Origin of the sequence: Acinetobacter sp. GFQ9D191M (assembly GCF_011174875.1) — a bacterium.
In the GTDB taxonomy this organism is placed as follows: Bacteria; Pseudomonadota; Gammaproteobacteria; order Pseudomonadales; family Moraxellaceae; genus Acinetobacter.
On record NZ_JAALGV010000111.1, the window covers coordinates 1 to 23,662 of the forward strand.

Here is a 23,662-nt window from a genome sequence, read left to right on the forward strand (position 1 = left end):
AGCCAGTGCCCGTCACTCCCATTCAGTACTTAATGAAAGCTACGGAACAACTAATAAATTTTATGGTTTGCATCTCACCCAAGAAGAAGCAGAAAAAACCATCCCGAAATTATTAGAACGTACTCAAAAGTATTTAAACCATAAAAAAGGTTAATACCCTTGCGTTGATCAGCTAATTGATCAACTGCTGGCTTTATAAACGCAAACGATGTTTTTTTAGTTGATTAAAATAATCCAAAACTTAATTTTGATAATTCAGCACCCATAATTCTACTAATGCATTTCCATCAAGCCTTAATTCAAACCATATTCAATTAACAATGAATTAACACCACTACGGCGTTATTTCTTAAATGTGGTATATGGCTTTACCCACCCCCTACTCGTCTATGGCTAATTGTTCCAGTGTCAGTCAAAAAATGAAATATAATTCATTCTCAAAAATGAGAATCTGTTCACAAATGGGAACGCGAAGCAGCCTTAATTTTAAAAATACCAGTTCATCTAGACTAAATTTGAGTAAGTCTGATTAATATTGAATAAAAAACCTAAGTTTTTCGCCGTATGTTTTAATCTTCAATGGTTTAACTTTAATGAAATTTTTTTTAAATAAACTAATTTAGTGGATTTTGACCGTTATAATGGTTTTATCTCGAGGCATATTGCCTTAAACTTGGAGCCGTGTGATATTAAAACTATCTAGTATCTTTTCTCATGAAGCTAGGATTGAATCCCTTGTTATTCAATTTGAAGCCGATTATCAAACTGCACTAAAGCAAGGTTTAGATATTTACTTTGGCGTTGGCTATGCAACTAATGAGGATAGTCAATCTATACAGGCGTATCTTGTGAAAGATAAGGAGATTTATAAAAAGCATTACTGGAGTTGGGAATACCCAAGAACACCACACAAAATTGAAAAAACTAAAGCTGAGCACCGCCATTGGTTAAACCTAGCTGATGTACGAAACGCTGCGCTCGAGGCGAATATTACAAATGAAGCAGATCTACAATCTGTTTTACAACGTTCATTCGCTACAATATAAAAAGGTAATCTAAATGATAAAAAAAAGTGTGGGTTTTGAACGTGCTTCTGATGTTCAAGCCATCGTTTACTCAGTAAATGATGGATCTGCAGTTTTTGTCGTACCAAATGGCTTTGTGGTGCTGGAGGTTCCATTGTCACAAACTCAAGCCGAGTACTTCAAGATGTATGAGAAGTCACCTAATGTATTTGTGTTGCACGGTAAGGCAAAATTCCATTACGTGTGTGATTGTGAAGTTGAACTGGTTGGCTTTAGTATAGAAAAATCTAAGCTAACAAATCAATTGGTCAATCCAAGCTTATTTAGCCACATTGATAAACCTGCAGTCAGTATAGATTGCGTCTATGATGATATGTCTGCACCAACTATAAGCCCTGGCTTTTATTGTTAATTAGCTGGTATAAAAGTAGCCCGAAATTCGGGCTTTTAATTTGTCTGAAGACAAGTTATTTCAACTCGCACGGCGCTTTAATTCTGATGTTATTTGCCCAAGAAAAAACATCCGAACCTTTTTGTGGGAAAGGCTGACTCTTAGAATACTGCAACCAACACACCGAATTATGGGTTGGATCTTGTGCCTTACGTTTTTCACGTAATTTAATCAGGCTTTCTCTTAACGCTGCAGTATCGTATTTTGGATCAAGTGACATAAAACCTACCGCAAACAGATCCGCATAAGATTCTCGCCATAGTTGCGTTTTACCGCTACTTTCAGCGGTTACAAAGGTAGATACATCATCCATCTTTACTTTGGACCGATCAGACGGCGCAATTGAATTTAATGCTTTAAGTGGCTGGCCAAGTTCACCAGGCACATCGGTCGCACGATCTAAACAGTGAGATAACTCGTGCGCTAATATCAGCATTTCCCAATCGTTGTAGCTTACATCGGTTTTTGCTTCTTTATACATGGTGTTCATGCTGGTTTTAGACATATTCACCAGGCAATATCCTGTACTAGATCTTAATGAAGCTGGAGAAGCTTGCGGTATATCTAAGGAAGTTAAAGCCCAACTTTCGTTAAAGTCACCTAACACAAGTGGCGCGTTGTAGTTTTCCTTGGCAAACTTTTGTAGTTGATTGAAGTTACTACCCGGTACCATCGCAGCAATATGGTCATGGTTGAACTGTTTCTTTTCTAGCGTTTTGAAACACCATATAAAACCATATGACAGTAGAAACATTAGGAATGGAACAACAGCAACAGAGAGCATAAGTAGCATAAAGTTTTCGTCTAGTCGCTTGGTTCGGTCTTTGGTCTTAATATAAGGTGTTGCCAAGCACCAGCTGAGCACTACTGTCATCAAGATTAAAATAACAAGAAAAGTCATGGTGTAGCCAACTGGTTGAATAAACGTAAAGGCAATCCACGCAAAACAAGTTAGGACGGTTAAGGTCCACAAAATGATGTTTAAAATGATTTTTGTTTTCACGCCGTTGGCATCCCTAATCTATAAAAATAAATGTGGCCCATTAAACGGGCCATATTGAGTCTGTTCTCTTCATCATCGCCAATGTGGTCGATATAAATATATTAATAAACCATCAAAGCTAAAAACTTTTCTTAAAAATTTAAGATGCCTGCACACCAGGATAATCGTTGTAGTTGCCATCAATAAATTGATTGGTAGATTTACTGACATCATCATACCAAATCGGCATGCATTTCGACTTGTCAGTTTGATCGATGGCCATGTATGGAAGTCCTAATTCGTTTTGAATCAATTCAGCATCCATAAATGGCTCAAGAACCTTCATAGGAATGGAAAACAAACACTCAACATACCCATTATCATGAATGACCTTCCGGCTGGCTTTAGAAGCACTGTCAAAGCGCAATGCATTCCACAAGTGAGAAGCTTCATTGATGGTATGTGGTTGTTTTAGGTAATTAGGATTTTCAGACGCATAGATCGACAGTGTATTCACATCAATCATCAGCTTAAGTACACCTGAACCGACCATATGTTCAATCGGTATATACAGCATGATAGCGCCGTATCCTAAGCTTCGTTTTTTAGCATCTGGATGTTCACCAATACCACCAATAACGCTATGAATAAGAATAGGTAGAGTTGTGTTCATTTTATAAACCTTTCAATAGTTTTATATCTCTTTATACATTTGATACCGCGTATAGCAGATATATAACACGGCGATGTTAATAGAGATTGCATACAGCCATTAATATTGATTAATGACTTCATCCATCACATAAATTGAGTAGTTGTACTGGTCTAAGCGATATTTGCTTTCTTCAGTATGTTCACTGGCCAATGCTTGTAGTTGAGTTTCGTTCATGGAAGAAGCATAGCGGTTACGGATTGATTTAAGCTGGCTCAATTCTAAACGTCCAGTACTCTTGGTCAGATTGCTAACAGTTGTGAATAGATCCTGGTCATATTCTTGCAATTCACCATACAGCCAAGCAAGGTGTTCTGCACTGATGTATGGGTTATTTTTTTCATAGTAGTTTTTCAGTTTGAGTAAACTCAAACCACATATGAACACAGCAACCATAAGGCTAATGACAAGCCCCTCACCGAGTTTAAGTAGGTACAGGAATATAAAGATACTAATCACGCCAATGGCAATAGAGATATATCGCATAGTTTGATTTTGGAACATTTCTAACATGGGCATTACTCACTTTTTGTAATGTTGTTTTGATAAAGATGGTCTATTTGAGCGATGGCAAGTTTCATGCGTTCCGTGGTGCAAGTCAGGTCGTCATCAAAACGATGGTTGAATTCAACAATCCCCTGTTCTTCCATGTCTTGCATTTCACGCTTAGCATTACTTAAGCCTTTTTCTATACCAACCAGATTCAAGTTAAAGAAGTCTTCTAGTAGCTTTTCACTCTCAATGATTTGTTTGAGCTCAGTGACATAGACTTCAGTTTTCTTTTTGCTGATTTCCGCAGCCATCGCATAACGAAAGTTGCCGTTTACAACAACAGTTTTGAGTTCTGGTGAATATTCGTTGTATTCACTTGGAATTCGACTAACGGACTGGACGGCGTGACTCCAGCCATATTTCTGAAAATATTCAATTCCCGTCATGGTATATACCTACGATTGTTCTTTTTTAAGTTCAATAACAGCCAATAACGCTTTGTTTTGGCGTTCCAATTCATATTGTTTTTGGCGGTCTACATTTTGGCGATCGAAAAGTTCTCTAATCTGCTGTTTGTAGTGGTTGTCATAGTACGAATAGGCTTTACGTTCTGCTTTTCTACGTGCAATGCGAACTTTGGGATGCCAGTTGAATTCTTTGTCGTCTGCATAACCCCTCATGAACTCAACCAGTTTGCTATCACCACGCATTTTACAAACCTTAATGAAGCCCATTTCTAAAACTGTAATTGGCGCACGGCGCGGATCTCCAAACTCCCAACGCCGTTTAATCCCAAAGCCACACATCTCTATTTGAACCGTAATCATGGTTTAACCTTTATCAAATGTTTGAGCTTCTGGATCTTCGACATTAAATCTGGACCATCACTTTCATGGTAAACAAGGTGTTCATTAACGAATGTGATAAAAGCATCCAATTCAGTTTGAATCGTTGCCAATTGATTGCGTAACCACTGGCATGTGGCTTCATCTTGTTTTATCGCCGTTTCAAGCAATCCTCTCGCATGTTCATAGGCATTTGCCTCACCTTGCGCCACCATATCTGCAGATGATTTCCAATCGCCCCATTTCTTATTCCAAAAGTCATCGAGCAACTGCAGTAATTTTTCCACTTCCAATTGGTCATCGCTGATGGCTGGTGTTTGCATTTGATAGATAGATTTTTTAGTTTCTACTTCACTTTGCATCCAACCATCACGAAAAGCTTCCCATTTCGCCTGATGCACCCAAGAAGAATAGTTGCCACTGGCCAACAGACTACCGACCACGCCGTATCTATTTTCAAAAGCGCTACGAGCTTCAATTTCTGAAGCAATGTTTTCATTAGTATTTTGCGTATCAATCATGCTGACTATCCCCATGAAGCAAAGGCACTTGTAATGAGATTTTTGTTTCCTTCATCTCATGAAGTTTTTGAATCGCACGTTCTGGATCTATCACCCATGCATCAAAGAGAAGTTGAGTGACAAAAGAAAACTTCTCACCAACTTTGCGGAACGGTGCGCCGTGGCCATTCAGGAATTGTTCAAACACAAGATATTGCTGTTCGATGGCCTGGTTAAGTTCAAACAGGTCAATACAGCCCTCTAGCAAGTTGTACTCACCTGAAGCATTCGGCATAAACATCCATTTACGCTCATGGGTTAAGCCATCTACATGTAGGTAGGCATGTTTGTTGAGGCTAGTCCACTCAGGTTTCATCATGACGTAGGTGTTGTACTCGTCATCTTCAAGATAGTTGTAGTGGGTAGCATCAACGGGTTTCTTTGCTAAAACAGAAATGGCCTGTTCAAGTGTCAGACCGAGAATGAGTGCATGTGGTGTAGTTGATGATTGGTGATCCATATTCCCTACCCCTTAGATTGTCGGGCTAGTCGGTTTAGGACCACTCAAACAAATTTCGTTTTGAACGTGATTGTAGATCTCAGCCAAGTGAGGTCGTGTGCTAAAGAATTGATCTTCTGATGTATCAGAGAGGTTAGCACTCATGACTGTGAGTAGTGCTTCATTTTTGAATTGCGCTTGAACCGCCGACTTTAATGCACCATTCAATGAAGCATGCAGATTGTTGAATAGCGAAATAACACGGGCATTCTGATCATTCTTTTTGAAGAAGATAAAATTAACTTCACGTTCACGGAAAAACACCAGCTGATATTCAAGCCCTGATTCTGATAAATCATTCCCCATATCAATCAATGCATCATCTGGCACGGCGAACGCAGCGTATTTTGAATCAAAGTTTTGAAGTGCTTTACTTGAGATTAGATTCAAACTTACTTTGCCTTGAATCGGCACACATTGGCTCAGTTTCTTAGCCAAGTAATGTGCAGCAGCCATGTGATGTGATCCACCAGCATTTTGAACAAAAATCTTAGGACTCCAGCCATAGATAAAAAATTGATCAGTGGTTGTATCTGGAGAGTTCAATAAACGGATTTCTGGCCATAACAACATTCGATCTAAATTTTCCATACTCACATCACTAATGTAATCAGGGCATGCGTTTTTTACAAAATCATCAATGCTACGGTACTGGCTTAAATCCGACTTGGAATTTGAGAAGCCCCCAATTTCAGATAGGTCAAGTAAGCATGGTGTTTCAAGATGAATGATTTCTGCAAAAATCGGATTAAATACTTCAGCCAATTCTTCAGCAAAGGTAGAGATGTAGAACGGCTTATGATTTTGCGTATCTTGACCAAGGTAGCTGATGGAATCGTTATCTTTGGCATGTGGATTCAAAACAATGTTTTTGCCTGGTACAAAATTAGTAGGAGATATACCAGTCATACAAAGAGAATCTTTGATTTGATGAAAAGGGAAAACATCGGTCATGGCGATGCTGTCAGAATTGACTAAACGGGTATCAATAAAGGGTTTTAACTTGAGATTCTTATAAAGCTTATGTTTTGCTGAAAATACCGAAAGTAAAGTGTCTAACATTTTAAGCACTCCATTGATTAATGCTTTATTAAAACTAATAAAGATATATTAATACAGAAAGTGCTTATAAGTATTTTTTTGGAAAATTAATTTAAGAATTGCGGTTGAGTGGTATTAGTTGCAAGTGGTTGTACGGCGTTGTTATCGACAGACTTTGAGTACTGTTGCACTTCAACAATTCGCACACCTTTAACGTGTAAACGTGTTTTATAGTCAGTCATTCCAAGTGTTTGTAAGTCGTCTAGCTGTTCTTTAGTCATTGCCTATATCCTGTATATTGGATGTGATTTAAGGGCAATTTAATTGATGTATTAAGGATTGTAAAGGGTAAAACACAGTTCATTAAACTTTTTATGAAATGGTATATACCGATTAAGCCTAAAACAAAACAAGGTTTTAAGAAGTGGTTTAGTTATGTTTAAGAATACGCACGTTAAAACTAAGTTATTATATTAAAATGCATCTAAACTAGGGTTAAAACCAAACTGGATGCCAATATGTGTTCAAACATTGAATCTTACGCCGTGAACCTATCCAATGTACCTAAAGCTATCTCTTGCTTGAATATGTATGACTTTCAAACGTTAGCACTAGGACCAACCTATTTACCCCGATTTATCACTTGCAGATCGCCACATTCCATATACGGCGCTATTGGTTGCATTTGATGTGAATGCGTCTGAAAAGTTTCGCTTAATCGAAATGATGGTGCCTGAAGCCATTCCGCTGTCGCAGTTGTTGTTATTGGCCATATTCAATGAAACGCCGTATAAGAGCGAATATGAAATAGCCCAATACATGCCGAGTGATGAATTAAGGCGTATTAAGTACAAACAGCTCACCCAAAAAAACTAAAGGCTGGATAACCAGCCTTATGTCTTCTACATGGATGCGTTTAGTCATCCTTTTTTTTGATTGTAATGCCTGATCGTAATGAAGCTGAAGAACCTTTTGAACCAAGTATCACCAACAATTTTTCAAAAGTAACGCATTCGTGCGAGAACGGGTTTTTCATCAAAGCTTTTTCAAACTTAGCTGCATACTGTTGTTCTACGAATTCCATTTCATTTTTAGTGCTATGTGAGATGGCTTGATCAAGACTGGCTTTGTTTTCCGCAATGTATTGTGTCTGATCTTCAGGTTTTACATGGCGTGGTATCTGAACAAGCTGATATTCAGTAATTGGCGCAACGGTTAAGTCATATCCTGTTAGGATCTCTTTCAATTCATCATAGTAGCTGTCTAGGTTCATTGGTGTGATAACGGCGCGAGTCACAGTTTCAACATCACTTTCCTGTTGAGCCTGTTCAGGTTCGCTTATACGTTCACCATAGATATTAAATTCAGCATCAAGATCCGCATTGTTGTAAGCACCAGCTTGTACTTGAGGTGAAATGTCAGAATCTTTACCGAAGTACTGGAACTGTTTTCGCTTCTCAATAATCTGGTCTTTAATGTTTGCTTCTTTTTGTGCTGAAACAATACTTTCACGGTGTTTTTGTTCTTTGGAGATTTCACCTTTCGCCGTGGACGAAGACATTACTGTTCTTTGACCAGGTGCCATCCCTTCAGGTGTGATGGATTCAAGACGTCTTGCTTCAAGAATCTGATGTACAAAATCTTGAGTAAAGTCTTTTACCGTGTTGTTGTTTTCGTACAAGGTGTTATTGAGCTTTCTGCAGATCTCAAAATCACCAAGCGCCGTGACATTGGCAGATGAATTGTTGTCTGTCAGTAGCGTGTGTTTTTCCTCAATCTCATGAATGAAGTCTTCAATTTTTAAAGTAGGATCGTAGATTTCAGATTTTTGGATATTGAAGATTGGGCAAAGGTCATTTAAGCGTAAGTACTTGGGTTGATCACCAGCCACATAGAACGCCAACATTGATACGATTTTAACGTCTGAAGTTTTACCACCTTCCCCTTTAGTTGATATGAGCAAGGTAAATTCGCCGTTGTGCTGTCCGGCAATTTGTTCAATTGTCACACGTTTTTCTTTGGCGAACTGGACTTCTGTTTGTGGTACCGAACGGTTGAATACTAGACCTTGATACATATTGATTGAGTTAACTTTACCTTGCCACTCTTCACCAGCAAAACCATCAACCAATTTGTATGTTGTACTTTCAGCACCCGAAGTAGTACGTCCAATGGCTTTAACGGTCGTGTTACCCCATGTAGCAGCTGCTTCCTCTTTAGATCCACGTTCAATATCTTCAAATGTTTGAGCACCGAACGTAATAGAGAAGTTAAGCGAACGTGCCTGAGCTGGTAAAACCGAAGCACCGACAATAACGATGTAGCCCCATTCGTCCAAAAATAGCTTAAATGAAGTAGTGGCGTTGGTTGGTCGTGCGTCAATAATGGCACGGCGTAAACCTTCCATTTTGTTACCAAGGGAACCAGCCATCATTTGTTTAATTGAGCCAATGATTAATTTTCCGAGCATTTTGAGTGAGTCTGGTGAACGCTCAAGAGCTGGTAATGGCACAGTTAAGATACGGCGGTTAAGTACAACGTCAAAAATATCAATATCACCGCCATGCTCTACACCAAAGATGTGACCGTAGTTAAACGTCAAGTCGTTAATCGCTTTGGTTAACTGCATGGTGATATAACCGTGTTGCTCACGGGTTTTGGTTTCTTGTTTCTTTAACTTTTTAGGGTTGCTTGAATAACCAGGTAATGAAACGAGGTAGCCTTGAAGTTGTTCAGCCACACGTTCAAAGTCAATCCCGTATTTATCGTTATGACAAAATACCAATTCTTCAAGTGCTTCAAGTTCCATGTATTGCGTGAATACTTTTGGTGAAAGCTGAATGAAGCCATTGTCACGTAGATAGACCAAAACTCGTGTAAGTGCGGCGATAAAGGCCATCGCACGACCTTTCCACATGTCACCACCGCCACCGCCTGAGTCATCAAGCAAGTTGATCAAGAATTCAATCAACATCCCTGAGCTGGTGTTGCTCATTTGGTTCATTGAGTTGGTCATCTTGTCGGTTTGTGCACGTAGCATGTTACGACCTGAGGTAATGAAGTTGATCGTTAATAGATCCTCATTACGCCCAAAGCGGTTACATAAACGATAGTGGTCTTGTTGAGCCTTGGTATCACCTTTTGCGTCTACAAAGATATAACCTGAGTTTTGTACGTACTGGTTGGCACAGTTACCTAGCATGTATTCTGTTTTACCCGAACCCGTAGTACCTAACACAATTTGATGTGTACGGTCATCGGAGTTAGATGCATAAACAGGTAGACCAGTTTCACGGCAACGACCAAGGTAAGTCACACCCTCACCTTGTAGCTTATCGCGATTGGTACGTGCGTATTCCAAAAAGGCTTTTGGATTGTCCAGTACGTCATCTTTTACGCGTGATGTAATGTCAGTTGACGCATCCAGTGAGTTTGAATGCAACGGCGCACGGAATGGCCACTCAAAAAAGTAATCATTCGGATGTGTGTAGCGTTTTAATAGGTAATACGCGATCCCTATAAATATCTCACCGCCAAACGGAACAACAAACAAAATAACTGCAATAGCACCAAGAACGCCAACCAAATAATTAGCGCCGTCTGGCGCTGTAAGTTTTAAATGGATTTTCTCTAAGCCTGATCGTGTATCACGCTTAAGCGAACTTGGCCTGAACTTTGTTTGTGTGCCGTATTTTTGTGTAGAAGCCATGCTTTGCGACCTACTCTTTTATCTTCAGGATAATAGGCAAAGTCGTTGTTTAACGACCTTACCCATTTCCAAGCACTTCAATGTATATACCAATTAACGCAAATCTATATAGCTGATTGGAGTTAAGAAGAAACAGCTTCAGACTTACGTTGGTTCAGTAATTTTTTCTTCATGTTTTGCTCAAGTTCATAGCGTTGATATTCAACAACCATCTCTTGTGCCATGGTAGAAATCACTGAAGCAGTTGCTTTGTTTTCGTCAAAGTCCGTGCCTTTATTTTTGGCATTTTTCTCAATCATGGTACGCCGTGTCTTAATCTGGTTCTTCGCACCTTTTGGGTAAAATTGTGCAAGGACCTTCAACGCCTTACCACGTTCACCGATAAGGTCATACGTGTAGTTACGGAGCGCACGTTCATCGGGATGTGTACTGAGTGACCATAAAAGGATTGGACCAAGTGAAACGGTATATAAGCCCGAACATTCCATTTTTTCGAGTTTAATTTTACTGAAGTACGTTAAGCCTTGATCTGAGAAACCTACGTTACCTGAACCAAGAGCATCCATTTCTAGTTGAGTTAGACCGATACTGTCACGAATAGCTTCACGAGATTCGCGTGTACCAGGATCGACAATCACATACGCCGTAGCAAAGCCAACCAAGTCTTTAAAGTCTTCTACTTTGTGTGATGCCAAGTTAAGACGAGCACCCCATTTACGCAATGTACGTGCGTCTTCAGCCAATTCTTCTAATAGGATTGGATCGCCTTTCGCAACGTGCAATTCGTCATAAGACATAATTTTGCGGTCTTCAAGAAGCTCATTAATCAGTTGGGTTGCATATTCACGATAAGCTTGTGGGAATTTTGGAATATCGTCACGGCTCACGGCGAACTTACGCTTAATGAACATCCGTACAATCTGGAAGAATAGAGATGTAGTTTTAGGATCTGATGATGTCGCAACTTCGTTTAAGTCGATAGAAGCTACACGAGCGTTACCGATGTCAAAGTTAGTGTGATAGAAGAATGCTGGATAGGTATTTTGTGCAGCCATAATCTGATGCGCCAAAAAGTCCAGTGCTCGTTCATTATCAATATGAACATCACTCCAAACATCTAAAATTGATGAATCAGAAAGGGTTTCAATCATATCGCCAATAGTCGGCATTGCGTAACGGTGTGCCAACGTGCGTCCACGGATCTCATTCAAAGAATGGAAAAGGTCACGTAGAGCGTAATAAGAAATATCCTTACCTTGTTCAGAATGTGGCTCAATCAGTCCGTGTTTTTCCATGATGCGATCTAGTTCTGGATCTGCAAAGCGCATGTACTTACGTGCTTTATGATCAGCATTCGTATCATCAGCAAAATAGAATGTACGGCGTAGGACCGCACCAATAACGTCAGAAGTATTTTTGGCTGGTTGCCCTTTCAATTCAGGCGGTGTTACCAATGAACTTAAAAACGCTGTCATTTGACGCATTTCGTAGTTTAACGGGTAGCGTAAGCCCATACTGAATTCAAGCGGATTAATCGCTTCTTCTTTTGAGTTTTTAATACGCTTATAGATGGCATAGTGACGTAGCTCTTCAGGCAATGAATCTTGCACTGTTTCTACTAACCCACGGCTTGACTCACCCACATCGACAATATAGGTCAACGGGATACGCTCGTTACCAGGCATCATGATGTCCTCAAGCATGCCTTTGTTCATTGTGACCGATTTACCCGTACCCGGTTTACCAATGTTAATAGTCGTCCATACAGTCACTTCATTTGAGAACGAATCAAGAATAATCAGTTTACCGTCTAAGGTTTTGTTGAGCTGATGCCCTTTATGGAATGGTGAGTTAATACGTGTCAGCGGTAACATGTAGAACACATCAAACAGCGGTGCCGGTGAAATAGGTGCGTGATTACGTACCATCAAGCCCGGTATATGTGATGCCCAAGTCAAAATAGGATCGCCAGCCTGTTCCATGACTTTTGCACCGCCCCACGCTTCAAAACTCTTCCAAAGCTTTTGGCGCCGTCCTACAAGAATGTTTACACCATCTTCGGTATTTGGTGCCCATGTCATCATGGTCATTTGCAGACCAGCAACAGTGTCTACTTGATCTAGGTCATTTTTAGTGGCCATCAAAATGTTACCAGCATTACGAATGGCTTTGTTTTGTGCCGTCATAAAGTGAATAACGCTTGATAACGTGCGTTTCATCATGGTTCCAGCCATACCATCACCAGTAATACAGTAACTCACCGCATATGGGATAGAACGGATGTTACCGCTAGTGTCGTGCGTTTTGGCCTGGTGTAATAAGCGGAATAGCGTTTCAAACGTATTCGTCTTCGCTGGATATATATCTACCATCAATGGAGCATATACAACGCCGTCAGTGATAACACTTCCCACTGGATAGAATGAACCTTGACTTGTACCAGGTAAGATCGCATTCGTCATGAGTTGTTCTGAGATCGGTTGATACAAAACGTGTGACGCATCATGTTCTGATGGTATTTCTTTCCAACGCATCGGTAAGCGTGTATTCAGCATCGGCACAGACAAGGTGAAGTCATCTGAAGTTGAATGTGAGGCAATTTGTTTTTTAATCGCTAGACCAGCTTCAACAACATTCAATACTTCATAGATTGCTGGAAATTCTTCAGTTGAGAGTGAGTTTAAGAATTGTGAGACAAAAGACTCATGGTGTACGTATAAGCTGTCCGATGATTTAAGCATGTCTTGAGCATTGACCGTACTTGGCATTGTAATTTGCGACAGTAGCTTTTTACGGTTTTTTGAGTCTTGAGCCTTATCGATTGGCGATAGTAAGGTTGGCTCAGAGATTAAAGCGATATAACAGCTTTCGTTAAATACACCGCCTGAAATGGTTTCTGTCATTTCATCAATGATGATGTCTAGATTCATCGCACAACGCGCCGTGGTCGCCTTTTGCATGGCATTCAAGTCATGAATCGCGAATGGCGTCTCATGGTCTACTTTGAACGCTAGATGAATCGTATGTCCACGGTCTTTGAAGTAGTTACGCATGTTGCTCGTCATCAAACCAATTTGACGGCTGAATGCATCACCACTAATTAAACTCTTAATCCCCTTGTATTCGATGATCGTAATCATTGTACCAGTTTTTGTGACAAACGTATGTTCGTCCGATACTGTTTCTAAATCGCAATAATCCTCTACGTCAGCTTTCATGCTTTGTAGGAATAACATCAATATAATTTCAATCTTGGAGTAACCAGTCTTTTTATAACCAGACTTCTCAGCTTTCTTCTTACTCATTTAAACACCTTTATTCACCTTTCTACGTCTATCTTTGATTAGACATGCCTTTAAGCATTAAGCACTAAAAAACGGTAATTCTCTTAAAACGTTAATCGCACTGTCGAAATCCTTATTTTGAATTGCGACCTCAAGACTTTTTACAGAGGGTTTTAAGCTTGTATCTAAAACCAACCTTAATAAAAGCTCATAGTAGGTACTGTTAAAAGGGATATTATCATTTTTTGAATTAGTAAATACATCAGTTTTAACGGTTTCGTCCTCTTTTAATTCGACATACTTCTTAAAACTATTTAGGTCAAACACTAAACCCTTATTAAGCAGTTGCCAAAACGCCGTTTCTAAAACCTCTTGGCTTTCACCTAAAGTACCCACCTTGAAGTTTAAGGAACCTGTATTTTTAAGTTGGAAGTGAACCTTATCAAGCTCTATGTAGATCTCTTTGTTCTGGTATAAGCCCTGTTCGTGGAAAACTTTAGACACCGATAGCTTTAAGTTTTGGTATATACAAAAAGATTGCAGCGAACTCATTTTTAAGTTGCCCGTATCTATCTGGTTTGTCGCATCTTCTACGGACGTTGGTAGATGTATCATCGGAAAGTAGCGTGTCAGTTCTTCAGACAGTTTCTTTTGTTCCAAAACGCTTATAATTGATAATGGATTGTCAAATCCAAAGTTGGTGCTTAGTAATTTCTTATGCTTCACACTCACACTTTGCTTAACCTGTATTTCAACGTCTAAGCCACTCAGCGCCGTTATTTTGTTTAGGTGTACCAAAGTGTCATCCAACAGCAAACAATCGCTGTTAACGGGGATATTCATCAACAGTAGCGCTTTAATCAGTGGATCTTGAAAATGCCCCGTTGAGTCTTCACCAGTTGTTGTCTGATTCCCTATCGCTATATGTACAACATGGAGTAGCATTAGCGTGTTAGATGTATGACCAGTGTCGCGAGTCGTTGGTATATACAAATCGTTCAGGAAGTTGAAAGCCTCAGTACCTATAACGCATAAGCGAAATATCGATAGCTGATCGTGCGTTTCCTTTGGTAGTGCATCTATCCCAAGTTCCCAATATTTGTAGATGTATGGACCAATAAATGAGTATTCATCATCATTCAATATGTCCGTCTCAAATACGCTATCCAATACCGCTATATCATTCACTATGTCAGGCTTAAATGGCTGTAACACTATGCCCGATATAACGTCTTCTAAGCTCATATCTATGTATTCGGTATCTGTTAAGCATTCTGTCATTTATGTGAACTCACTTATCACCCAAACCCTTAAATACATCTAGTGTTTGGTAGTACTCATACTGCTCGTCAGTAAAGATATTCGGGGAAAATACTATGTAGTGGTTTGGCAGATTAAAGCTCTCGTATGCTTCGTCTGATACCTTTTCCAAAGCTTTTGCGAGTTGATACAAAGAAAAGTTTTTGTTCTCTTTGATGGCATTCAAATACCACTCTTTGTACTTGCGGAGCTGGTCTACGTAATCAACGTTCGCTACCAACATATCTTCTTGCTTGGCTTCTTCATATTCAGCCATTGTGTTGAACTTAATGTCCGTGAAGTACAGTTGGGTATCAATTGTTTGGGTTCGTGTCTTAATCGCATTAAACGCCTGTATATCCTCAAACATATTACGTGCGTATTCTGCTTCAGACATCTTTGTAGGATTAGGGCGTTGATGGCGCTTTAACGGCTCTACAAGCAAGCTTTGGCGATGTCGCCGTGCGAACTTAGCAAGCTCAGGATCTTGGTTGTCAGACTTATGCGATAACACCAGTAATGCACGTTGATATTGATTAAAGATCTCTTGAGGTATGTTCGTACTCAATACGCATATTTCAGCTTTCTTTTCCAGTGATAGTGCAAAGATGTGGTTTTGTGCATGGCATAGCGTACAGACCGCTACAATGTTCTCAGCCGTATGGTTGCTATGATCGCCGTCTAAGTGATGTGGCTCTAAAAAGTATTCGTCATAGAAATCACAAAAATAGCATTTAGCTGGTTGTGAAGACATTATTTGCTTTATTGTCTCATTGGTTTTAAAACCATCATGGATAGTTTTATCTTGACGTATCTCTTGCTTGTCGTTTACGCCGTTAATAGGTCTTAAAATACCAAACTTACGGTTTATATGTTTCACTTAAACCCCTTAATACTATTAAGTAAGGTCTAATTAAAACATGTATATACTATTTTTAAAATAAAAAAAGCGCAGCCTAAGCCACGCTTTTAAACTTATTTATTATTATATTACGCACTACCCGTAATAGTGTTCGCAGCAGAGAACATGATGAAGCCTACGATTGATAACGCACCACCTACACCAATACAGATCCAAGCAGTTTTCTTTTTCTTTTGTTGATCTTCTTCTGATGTATACATCATATACAAACCAGTACCAACTAAGCCTAAACCAAGCACCATGAACACTACGATTAAGAATTTATAAACGTTTTGACCTAATGTTTCACCACGACCTAAGATTTCATTCGCATCAGAACCAGCATTGTGTTTACCATAAGCTGTACCACCTGGGTTCCATGTGCCAGTGTTTGCATATGCAACTTGACCCATTAATGCAGAAACAAAGGCTAAAAACATTACTTTTGCGCGGAATGCAGTCGCTTTTACAGTGCGAACTGAGTGTTTTACTAATGATACCATTGGCATTTTCCTTTTATTTAATATACGGGAGCTAATCTCCGCACTGTAATTAAACATTCTTAAAACCCTATTGCTTTAAGTTGCTTAATTTTAAACTTCTCGTTAAATATCTTCAATATCTTATACAATGTTTTTAAGAAACTCTCACCCTATTTTAAGAAGATTGTTTAAAATATTGTAAAAAAGGTTCCTCCTATTTGTGTTCCAAAGGTATTAACAAAGACATCGTGTACGTCCTGAACGTATACACATAATACACCTGTTATAATTAAAACCCATGCTTTGCGGTATGTCGCATTGCCTTGAGCATCAATTTTCTCTACAAAACCATATAAGCCACGAGCTACCGCTATAATCCCTACCAGTTGCGTAAAACCTACAACCGCCGTAACGATATATGCACCTAAATCATTAGCACCAGCATCAGGCAAGTAACTTTGTACCGTTACAAGTTCTATGCCATTACCACCAAACAATGAAGAACCTAGTGCACCAATGATATATCCGTCATATCCAAGTGATGCAAAAGCACCACCGATAAGAATCTTCAACAATGCCCCACCAGTGGTAGGCTCTTTCATTCCATGACCAAAGAACTTTTGTTGAGGTGATGATGCTTGCACTAAGTCAAAAAGCGCCGTGCCAGTAATCACCAACCCCGTTACAACAAAGCAAATGCGTATAAAGCTTAGTAGTGGACCGTATATGTTTAATATCGCTTTAACTATATCTAATGCATCCACGCTATTTTCCTTATTTCACCCAAATGGCTTGTTCGTTTTCGTCAACAGCATAGACCGTGCGATTGTCTGGCATCTTCTGACCTACATAGACTGTATATGTATGGTTTTGAGAATCTGTCATCCAAGCACGATCGCCTACAACCGCAAAAGCATCCAAACGTTTTGCACCTTTTGGAATTGATAAGGTTTTAGATCCCGATGTACTTAAAGCCTTTTGCTTAGTCTGGTCTTTAGCTATTGTGATTAAACTAGTCTTTAATTCCTTAATTGCCTGTTCTTGCAATTCAACAAGGTTTTTAAGATCGTCATTTTCAGCTTTCAGTTGTTCATTTTTGATTTTGGTTTCTGATTGAGCAACTGCAGTTTGTTCGCCGTTTTGTATTTGCCCTTGCGCTTGCTCTTTTTCTTGCAAACGGTGTAATAAAACAAGTGCATTCGTACCCTGACTTTGATAGAAGCTAATTGCCTCTTTTCCTAGATCAGAATCAATCGGATACGACATGGATTTGTACATAATCATGTATTGACCAGTGGTAGGATCTTTAAACACAATATTTTCATCAACAATGAACGCCGTATCATCAGCAATACTATTGTCCTTTAAAGGTTGTTGATTTTGGATGTATGTTGCTTGTGTTTGTTGAATGCCTTGACCAACAGTATCAATGGATTCTGGTGTTTGTTCTGGAGCAACTGCCGTGCTGACGTCTTTTGGTTTACTCATTTGTATCCAAAAGAAAGTACCAATCATAATTAAGGCAATAACACCAATAACAATAAGAAGTTTTGGAGGAATACCACCCTTCGCACCACCTTCGCCTTTTTGGGGTTTGCCTTCAGCATCTTTTAGGTTTTTCTTTGCCTGTTCAGCAGTCATTTGATTATCAGACATTTCGCTTACCCCTTACTTTTCGGTGTTGTTACGTCAGCATCAAAAAAGACTTCAAATACTTTTCCGCTGTTAACGATATACGTAGTTGGTCGAACTGTTGATGTACGTGCCATGTTCGCCATTTCCGTACCAACGTTACCAATGATGTTCCCGGCAATTTCTTTATCGTTTGGCTCTTCCTTCGTGCTTACAACATTGCCAGTATTTGTGATTTGGGTTGTACCAATGTTTTGATAGGCTTGTCCGTACCCCTCAAAGATTCCAGCAGTAACCATACCGCCAAGCTTTTGCAAAGTGTGTTTTTGGACTTTATCAGCCATACCCGATTGTTTTGTTCCAAGAGTTAAAGCTCGTACTTGGATTGCATACTCTTCGCCCTTAAACAACATACGGGTAAAGTTAAATTCAATATCCGCAGTATTCAGACCAACAGTACCAATAAGTTTTGCGCCGTTAAATTTACCGCCAATAACAGTAGCAAATAGGTTTTTACCTTTATCAGTATTCACACCTGTATCTAAACGCGCTTTCATTGTTGTACCAGCTTTAATGATTGCTAGTCCTTTAGTAGATTCGCTAGTCGTTTTCGCAACGTTCAAGCTTCCAAGGTTTTGTTGCCCTTCCGATGCTTTAGTGTTGTGTGAATATTTATATGTTGAATATCCGTTGACCTTGTTCTTTGTATTAGAAAACGCAGCAAGTTGATCAACAAAAGCAGTTTGACTTAATTCACGCGTTGCAACATTACGTTCTGCATTAGCAGCTGCTTGTTGGCTATATACATTAGCAACATCATTAGCAGCAGATGAAGCATGTTCATATTGTTGCGCGTAGTTAGTTTGATAAATCGGTGCGTTTTGATTAGCACCGTTTTGTGCTTGTGGTTGTTGTGGTAGACCACCGCTAGTTGGTTGAGGTAATGCGCCACCATAAGCACCACCTTGATTTGCCATATTAGCTCTGGCCATCTGGTCAAGTTCAAGCGTAATGTTTGGTGTACCACCTTTTGCAGAACCGTTTACAGGTTGCCCATTTGGACCTGTAATAAAGTTCTGATCGTTCAGATCGCCGTTTGGATCTTGTGTTGCAACTGTTTTAAATTCGGGTAAATAGCTTTCACCATTTTTGCCAGCTTGAGCAGCTTCTTCAGCTTGTTTTTGACGTTCATATTCTACGTATTCAGGAGGGATAACATTTGTACCCTGTCCTTGGATTTCTGGTGTAGCAATAGCAACCTGATTATCTAAAGCTAGTTGGTCACTTTTCCCCATTGGGTTAAACATAAAAAAGCCTAAACCACCAACTACTACCAAACCAATAATTGCAACAACGCGAAAGCGCGTATCTGCAAAAACACGTTTTTTGTTAGCAGTTTTAATACTTGTATTTTTCAGTTTTTTAGGTTGGTCTTCTTCTGAATGAACTTGGTTTGCAGAAATAATAGTTTCATCGGTAGTACCTACTTCAGTGCTACGACTAGAATTCTCTTCAATGTCATTCGGGTTATTTTGTTGGTTCGTTGAATCCATTTTTACTTCTCACTTAATGACTTAAAATGCGTCTTCGAGGTAAACAGTTTTAGGTGTACCGCCAGTCGTTGAAAATGTGATGTATTTCAGATCTTCAGAATCTTCATAACGGAAGATCTTCATACCGTTGTTAGCGCGGAAAGAACTCAAAAAGGCTGGTTGAATAACACCAAAGTTACTACGCACATATATATAGCCACCAAACTTCCAAGCACGGACATTAGGACTATCGGTTCGCATTTCGACAGCACCTTCAGGCGCCAAGCCATCCATAAATTGCAAACTCACACCATCTGGAATAATCGATGTTTGATTGCCTGTTGAATACATAGCTTTGGCTGTTGGGCTTCGACCAGGTATACGTGCGTCTACACGAACATCTAAATCACGTTGGCCAGTAGCTAACATCAAAATTACTGGAGCACCCAATCCCTTTAATGTGACCGTTACGTTTCCGAAAGCAGCTGGATCTAATGGTTCGATTGAAAGGATGTTAGTTTCAGGGATTTCATCTGGCTCTTTTTCGTTTTGCTCACCCAAACCATCTGAGAAACGTCCACGGTCCAAAGAAATCTTTTCAATGTTCCATGGATTTCCTGAAGAATCGGTAAAGACAATAGTAGATAGCATGCCAGCGCTTAAACGAATTACTGGCGGTTCCTCACCAGGGTTTAATGAAATACCCAAACTACGGGTTTTCGCTTGTGGCGTATTTACATAAGGACTAGAAAGGCTTCGTTTTTGTTGCAACAAAAGTCCTTTAACTATTTTTGTTTGCTCAGGTGTGAACTGCAAACCAACAAGGTTGTGAACCTGTCTGTCAATTTCCGATGCTGTATCAACTACCTCAGGTGCAACCAAAGGAGATTGAGCATCCGCAAAAGTATTCGGGGGCATATCAGCAGCATTAACTATTGTAGTTAATGCAGTAGAAGCAAAAAGAGCCAAAGATAATTTTTTCAATTTCATAAGTTTCATCCAATTAACGCGCTGGAGTTAACGTAATTGTCTTAACAGCAATACCGTTGTAGTTCAGATAAGAACGTGGATGCTCAACAATAGTAACTGTCGCAATGAAGCGGTGAGTCTCTTTAGGTTGTTTGTCACCTAAAAAGAATTGAGTAGTGATAGGAACACGAACAGTCCAACTAGGTTCTGCAGCATGTAAATCACGGTTTTCGATTTGTGGAACATCAGTAGCAGTAGTTCGCATCGTTAGGTTGTTTTGTACGATTGTGCCAACTGTTTGTGATTGAGCGATTTGCTTCATCAATGAATCTTTACCGCCCTCAGTGAAATACATTGAACCAGCATTGTTAATAACGTCACGCCAGTTCAAGAAATCAAAGTTGTAGACAGAAAGTATTGCACTCTTACCGAATTCAGAAATAACAACGTCAGTAACGCGAGGGTTTTTTGATGCTTCGATTGGACAGATAACCGAGTTATCTACTGTTTGAACAGCTTTAACTTTAGGGTATGCATTAAAGGCAGCAAAAATAATCATCGCAAGAACAGCACTCACGATAAAAGCGAAAAACACGAAAACAAGCCATCGTCTTAACTTTGCAATCTCCTTATCTTTTTCATCCACCTGTTTTCTTAGCCAAAGACTAGGATCACAAGAACCTATTTCAGCGTTTTCATTAGATTTGTCTTTAGACACAACAGCACTCCTATTTCGCTGGCTGATATATAACAGATGGAATTGGACGATCTGATTTAGAGCTAAGCACACACTTAACTGGTGTGCCGTCATCAAAAACCATAGATTCGAAATCTGTTGTGGTGAGTTTAAAAGCCACAAAACTAAGCGTTGTTAAAACGGTTAAAATGCACAATGAGGCAAACGTACCAACCAACACTCTTAAAAGCCTTGCGTATTTTCTTTTACCTATTATTGATACTTCAGCGTAAGGAGAGCCCCATGTTGAAGTAGTCAAATTAGTTTTAGAGTTATCCATTTAGTCAATCACTAAACCCGACTTTAATTCGTCCTTATAATAGTCGGTATTAAACTCATTTGCTATATTAAGATCAAAATAATAAAAGGTATCTAGGTTATTAGCTAAAAGTGTTTTAACAAATTCATGGCTACCATTAACGTTTTCAATAGAATCTAAAGTAGGCTTTATACTAAAACCACTATGGCCTCTCCACTTTCGCCCATAAAAGTTAGAAGCAGTATCTTTACCAGCATGTCCAAAAGCACCAGCTATCACAAACTTATCAATACCCTTTACCTTAGCATTTGCAATACATTGATGCCTTGTACTGTATAAAGTAGGTCGTTGATCTTCATTAGTTAAAACCTTGCCTCTAAGTTTAAAGTAATTGATATAACTTAAACGTAAACGCTCTTGCAGTATTTTAATAAAAGTCTGTTTTTCATCCCATCCAAAGGTATAGCCACTACTTTTATTTAAACTAGATACCTTTCTCACATACCTATTTAGCAAGTTCCAGTAAAGGTATATCTTTTCTTGATCTTCATGTTTAAGGTCATCAAGTATTAAATACCTTTTAAGTCCATTAGCCCGACCATGTGTAGCCTTGCCATTTTCCACAATCATGATCAGTTTTGGTCCTTTTACTGCACAACAGAATGAAACGGAAAACCACTCAACAGGACGCAATCCAACAACAAGATTGGCATCAACAAAAGCAACCATCATCCGATCAAACTCACCAATCCTAGTGTTACTCTCGTTCTTATGTTCGAATTCTCTTACCAAGTAGTTGTAAAACGTGCGTTCAAAGTACTTTGTTTTCAGCTCAGAAGTACGCTTAGGTTTGTCCTTGTTAGCTGTATATTTTGTGTTAATGATTCTTAAATATAGTTCTTCTAAAAAATATTCATCAAAACCAGCATCTATATCTTCATCATTAATAGAGCCATTATTTAGCTCATTAAGCTTTAGACCGATTCCATATACTAAATATGCACGATATGTTCTAAATGTAGATTCCGCATAATATCCATTTTCAGATTTAGTTTTAAATTCAGAATATATGTTTTCATATAACATTTTTAAATCTAGCTCTGAACTATCTAAATGTTTATCAATCTTTTGCTTAAGCTCAATATCATATTTAGTCTTAGTAGAATACGGAAAATCTTCTATACGACTTGTATATTCTTTTAATGTCTTTGGATAGCTATTAGGATTCTCAAAACTGCTCACCACTACCACCCTTAATCCACATACAAAACATGAGCACATACTACAACGTTAAACACCTTTCTAAAAGTACTCGTTAAAACGTTTTTCACTTTAAGCAAAATGTTTTTCACTTTTAAGCCCAATAAATGCAAATGTCTTTTTTGACTCCTCTCTTGTTAGTACAGTGGAAAAATCAAAAAAATGAAGTTGAGAAATCATAAAAACACAGTGGGCCTTTTTTACAGTGAAGTGCTTGATATGCGTAGTTTCAATAGTCTTTTGCCAGTGCTGATGCCTTAAATTTTTAGGGATAAATACGACTCTAAGCACATCATTATTGCAGTTTAATTGGTGTTTAAGGTGTAAAACTTTATATTTAAGATGCACAGCACTAAACCATAGGGTAGGTTTTTATAAGTAGTAGTTGTAATGTCTTTAAAGTTTTAAATTAGTAATGGTATATACCAAGATGAATTTTTTCTTCAAACAGTTTTTATCAATTTATTTAATATTAAAGAAGCTGACTTATAAATAAATTGCATTAATCACATTAATATTTTTATTGTTAATTAAAAAAGTATATAAACATCTTTATTAATGTACTTCTATATTGTAAAATATAAATTACAGTATTAACAATATTTTAAGTAAAAAATAAACTAAATCTAGTTTGTTATTTTCTGTATAAAATTTATTCTAAAAAAAGAACAATAAAGATAATAAAAAGAAAGAATAAGACTATAAAGGATTATAAAAGACGTCTAGCAAACTATAAGAGCTCATTTATTCTCTATAATTGATTGAAAAAAGTACGTTGTATTTCCATTTCAGATAAGTATTACTAAAAAAAAGCATTGTTTTGGACAGACAATGCACCTAAAAAGAGTATTTTTTACAGATTTGTCTTGTTTAGGCCAGGTACGACTGCCTAAAGAACGGCCTTAGATATACGTTAAAGCTTATAAATTAGGTTTAAGCGAGTGTCTAAAAGTCGGCTTTATACCTTTTAAGGGGTTTTTTATAATTAATAA

General features: G+C 38.6%; 23 protein-coding genes. 2 read left to right on the forward strand and 21 right to left on the reverse strand.

Annotated elements, in window-relative coordinates; all coding sequences use genetic code 11:
* The first annotated feature begins 683 nt into the window (after positions 1-683).
* A complete protein-coding gene (locus tag G5T77_RS14810; protein ID WP_227520106.1) occupies positions 684-1,046 on the forward strand; it encodes a hypothetical protein in 363 nt (120 codons plus the stop codon).
* 13 nt (positions 1,047-1,059) lie between these two features.
* Positions 1,060-1,437, forward strand: coding sequence for a hypothetical protein (locus tag G5T77_RS14815; protein ID WP_057694184.1), 378 nt, complete (start codon positions 1,060-1,062; stop codon positions 1,435-1,437).
* Positions 1,438-1,492: 55 nt separating this feature from the next.
* Here G5T77_RS14815 and G5T77_RS14820 read toward each other — a convergent pair whose 3' ends face one another.
* The 21 genes from G5T77_RS14820 to G5T77_RS14915 all read right to left on the reverse strand — a co-directional run bounded on the left by G5T77_RS14820 (position 1,493) and on the right by G5T77_RS14915 (position 22,652).
* Positions 1,493-2,350, reverse strand: coding sequence for a hypothetical protein (locus G5T77_RS14820; protein ID WP_240904193.1), 858 nt, complete (start codon positions 2,348-2,350; stop codon positions 1,493-1,495).
* A gap of 268 nt (positions 2,351-2,618) precedes the next feature.
* The gene (locus G5T77_RS14825; RefSeq protein WP_043041524.1) at positions 2,619-3,131 is read right to left on the reverse strand and encodes a hypothetical protein; all 513 of its coding nucleotides are present in this window, start codon (positions 3,129-3,131) and stop codon (positions 2,619-2,621) included.
* A 99-nt stretch (positions 3,132-3,230) separates the two neighbouring features.
* Complete coding sequence (locus G5T77_RS14830; protein WP_043041543.1) at positions 3,231-3,683, reverse strand: hypothetical protein; 453 nt, start codon at positions 3,681-3,683, stop codon at positions 3,231-3,233.
* A gap of 5 nt (positions 3,684-3,688) precedes the next feature.
* Positions 3,689-4,108, reverse strand: a complete 420-nt coding sequence (locus tag G5T77_RS14835; protein ID WP_033917401.1) for a hypothetical protein — start codon at positions 4,106-4,108, stop codon at positions 3,689-3,691.
* A gap of 9 nt (positions 4,109-4,117) precedes the next feature.
* Entirely contained in the window at positions 4,118-4,489 is a 372-nt protein-coding gene (locus G5T77_RS14840) for a hypothetical protein (protein WP_005005929.1), read from the reverse strand.
* A complete protein-coding gene (locus tag G5T77_RS14845; protein WP_005005928.1) occupies positions 4,486-5,028 on the reverse strand; it encodes a hypothetical protein in 543 nt (180 codons plus the stop codon). Before G5T77_RS14845 ends, G5T77_RS14840 begins: the two co-directional genes overlap by 4 nt.
* Complete coding sequence (locus tag G5T77_RS14850) at positions 5,021-5,527, reverse strand: hypothetical protein (protein ID WP_104221741.1); 507 nt, start codon at positions 5,525-5,527, stop codon at positions 5,021-5,023. Before G5T77_RS14850 ends, G5T77_RS14845 begins: the two co-directional genes overlap by 8 nt.
* A 12-nt stretch (positions 5,528-5,539) precedes the next feature.
* Entirely contained in the window at positions 5,540-6,628 is a 1,089-nt protein-coding gene (locus G5T77_RS14855; protein ID WP_065995116.1) for a DUF6685 family protein, read from the reverse strand.
* 86 nt (positions 6,629-6,714) lie between these two features.
* A complete protein-coding gene (locus G5T77_RS17385) occupies positions 6,715-6,849 on the reverse strand; it encodes a hypothetical protein (protein ID WP_257221201.1) in 135 nt (44 codons plus the stop codon).
* A 674-nt stretch (positions 6,850-7,523) separates the two neighbouring features.
* Positions 7,524-10,316, reverse strand: coding sequence for a type IV secretion protein DotL (locus G5T77_RS14860; RefSeq protein ID WP_042892356.1), 2,793 nt, complete (start codon positions 10,314-10,316; stop codon positions 7,524-7,526).
* A gap of 122 nt (positions 10,317-10,438) precedes the next feature.
* Positions 10,439-13,621 carry a hypothetical protein gene (locus G5T77_RS14865; RefSeq protein WP_166135296.1) on the reverse strand — a complete coding sequence of 1,061 codons (3,183 nt, stop codon included), beginning with the start codon at positions 13,619-13,621 and terminating at the stop codon, positions 10,439-10,441.
* 57 nt (positions 13,622-13,678) lie between these two features.
* Positions 13,679-14,881, reverse strand: coding sequence for a hypothetical protein (locus G5T77_RS14870; protein WP_024160951.1), 1,203 nt, complete (start codon positions 14,879-14,881; stop codon positions 13,679-13,681).
* 10 nt (positions 14,882-14,891) lie between these two features.
* Positions 14,892-15,779, reverse strand: a complete 888-nt coding sequence (locus tag G5T77_RS14875) for an HNH endonuclease (RefSeq protein ID WP_024160797.1) — start codon at positions 15,777-15,779, stop codon at positions 14,892-14,894.
* Positions 15,780-15,889: 110 nt separating this feature from the next.
* Positions 15,890-16,303 (reverse strand): hypothetical protein, encoded by a 414-nt coding sequence (locus G5T77_RS14880; protein WP_166135299.1) that lies wholly within the window; start codon positions 16,301-16,303, stop codon positions 15,890-15,892.
* A 167-nt stretch (positions 16,304-16,470) separates the two neighbouring features.
* Positions 16,471-17,046, reverse strand: coding sequence for a hypothetical protein (locus G5T77_RS14885; RefSeq protein WP_005005910.1), 576 nt, complete (start codon positions 17,044-17,046; stop codon positions 16,471-16,473).
* A gap of 10 nt (positions 17,047-17,056) precedes the next feature.
* On the reverse strand, positions 17,057-17,938 hold the full coding sequence (locus G5T77_RS14890) for a hypothetical protein (protein WP_043041531.1): 882 nt from the start codon (positions 17,936-17,938) through the stop codon (positions 17,057-17,059).
* 5 nt (positions 17,939-17,943) lie between these two features.
* Positions 17,944-19,467: a DotG/IcmE/VirB10 family protein gene (locus G5T77_RS14895; RefSeq protein ID WP_005005904.1), complete on the reverse strand. Its 1,524-nt coding sequence runs from the start codon at positions 19,465-19,467 to the stop codon at positions 17,944-17,946.
* A gap of 21 nt (positions 19,468-19,488) precedes the next feature.
* The gene (locus G5T77_RS14900) at positions 19,489-20,436 is read right to left on the reverse strand and encodes a DotH/IcmK family type IV secretion protein (RefSeq protein ID WP_005005900.1); all 948 of its coding nucleotides are present in this window, start codon (positions 20,434-20,436) and stop codon (positions 19,489-19,491) included.
* A gap of 13 nt (positions 20,437-20,449) precedes the next feature.
* Positions 20,450-21,133: a DotI/IcmL family type IV secretion protein gene (locus tag G5T77_RS14905; protein ID WP_005005897.1), complete on the reverse strand. Its 684-nt coding sequence runs from the start codon at positions 21,131-21,133 to the stop codon at positions 20,450-20,452.
* 10 nt (positions 21,134-21,143) lie between these two features.
* Complete coding sequence (locus tag G5T77_RS14910) at positions 21,144-21,431, reverse strand: hypothetical protein (RefSeq protein ID WP_032055042.1); 288 nt, start codon at positions 21,429-21,431, stop codon at positions 21,144-21,146.
* Positions 21,432-22,652, reverse strand: coding sequence for a hypothetical protein (locus tag G5T77_RS14915; RefSeq protein ID WP_228719351.1), 1,221 nt, complete (start codon positions 22,650-22,652; stop codon positions 21,432-21,434). It abuts the gene before it with no gap.
* Positions 22,653-23,662 lie beyond the last annotated feature (1,010 nt).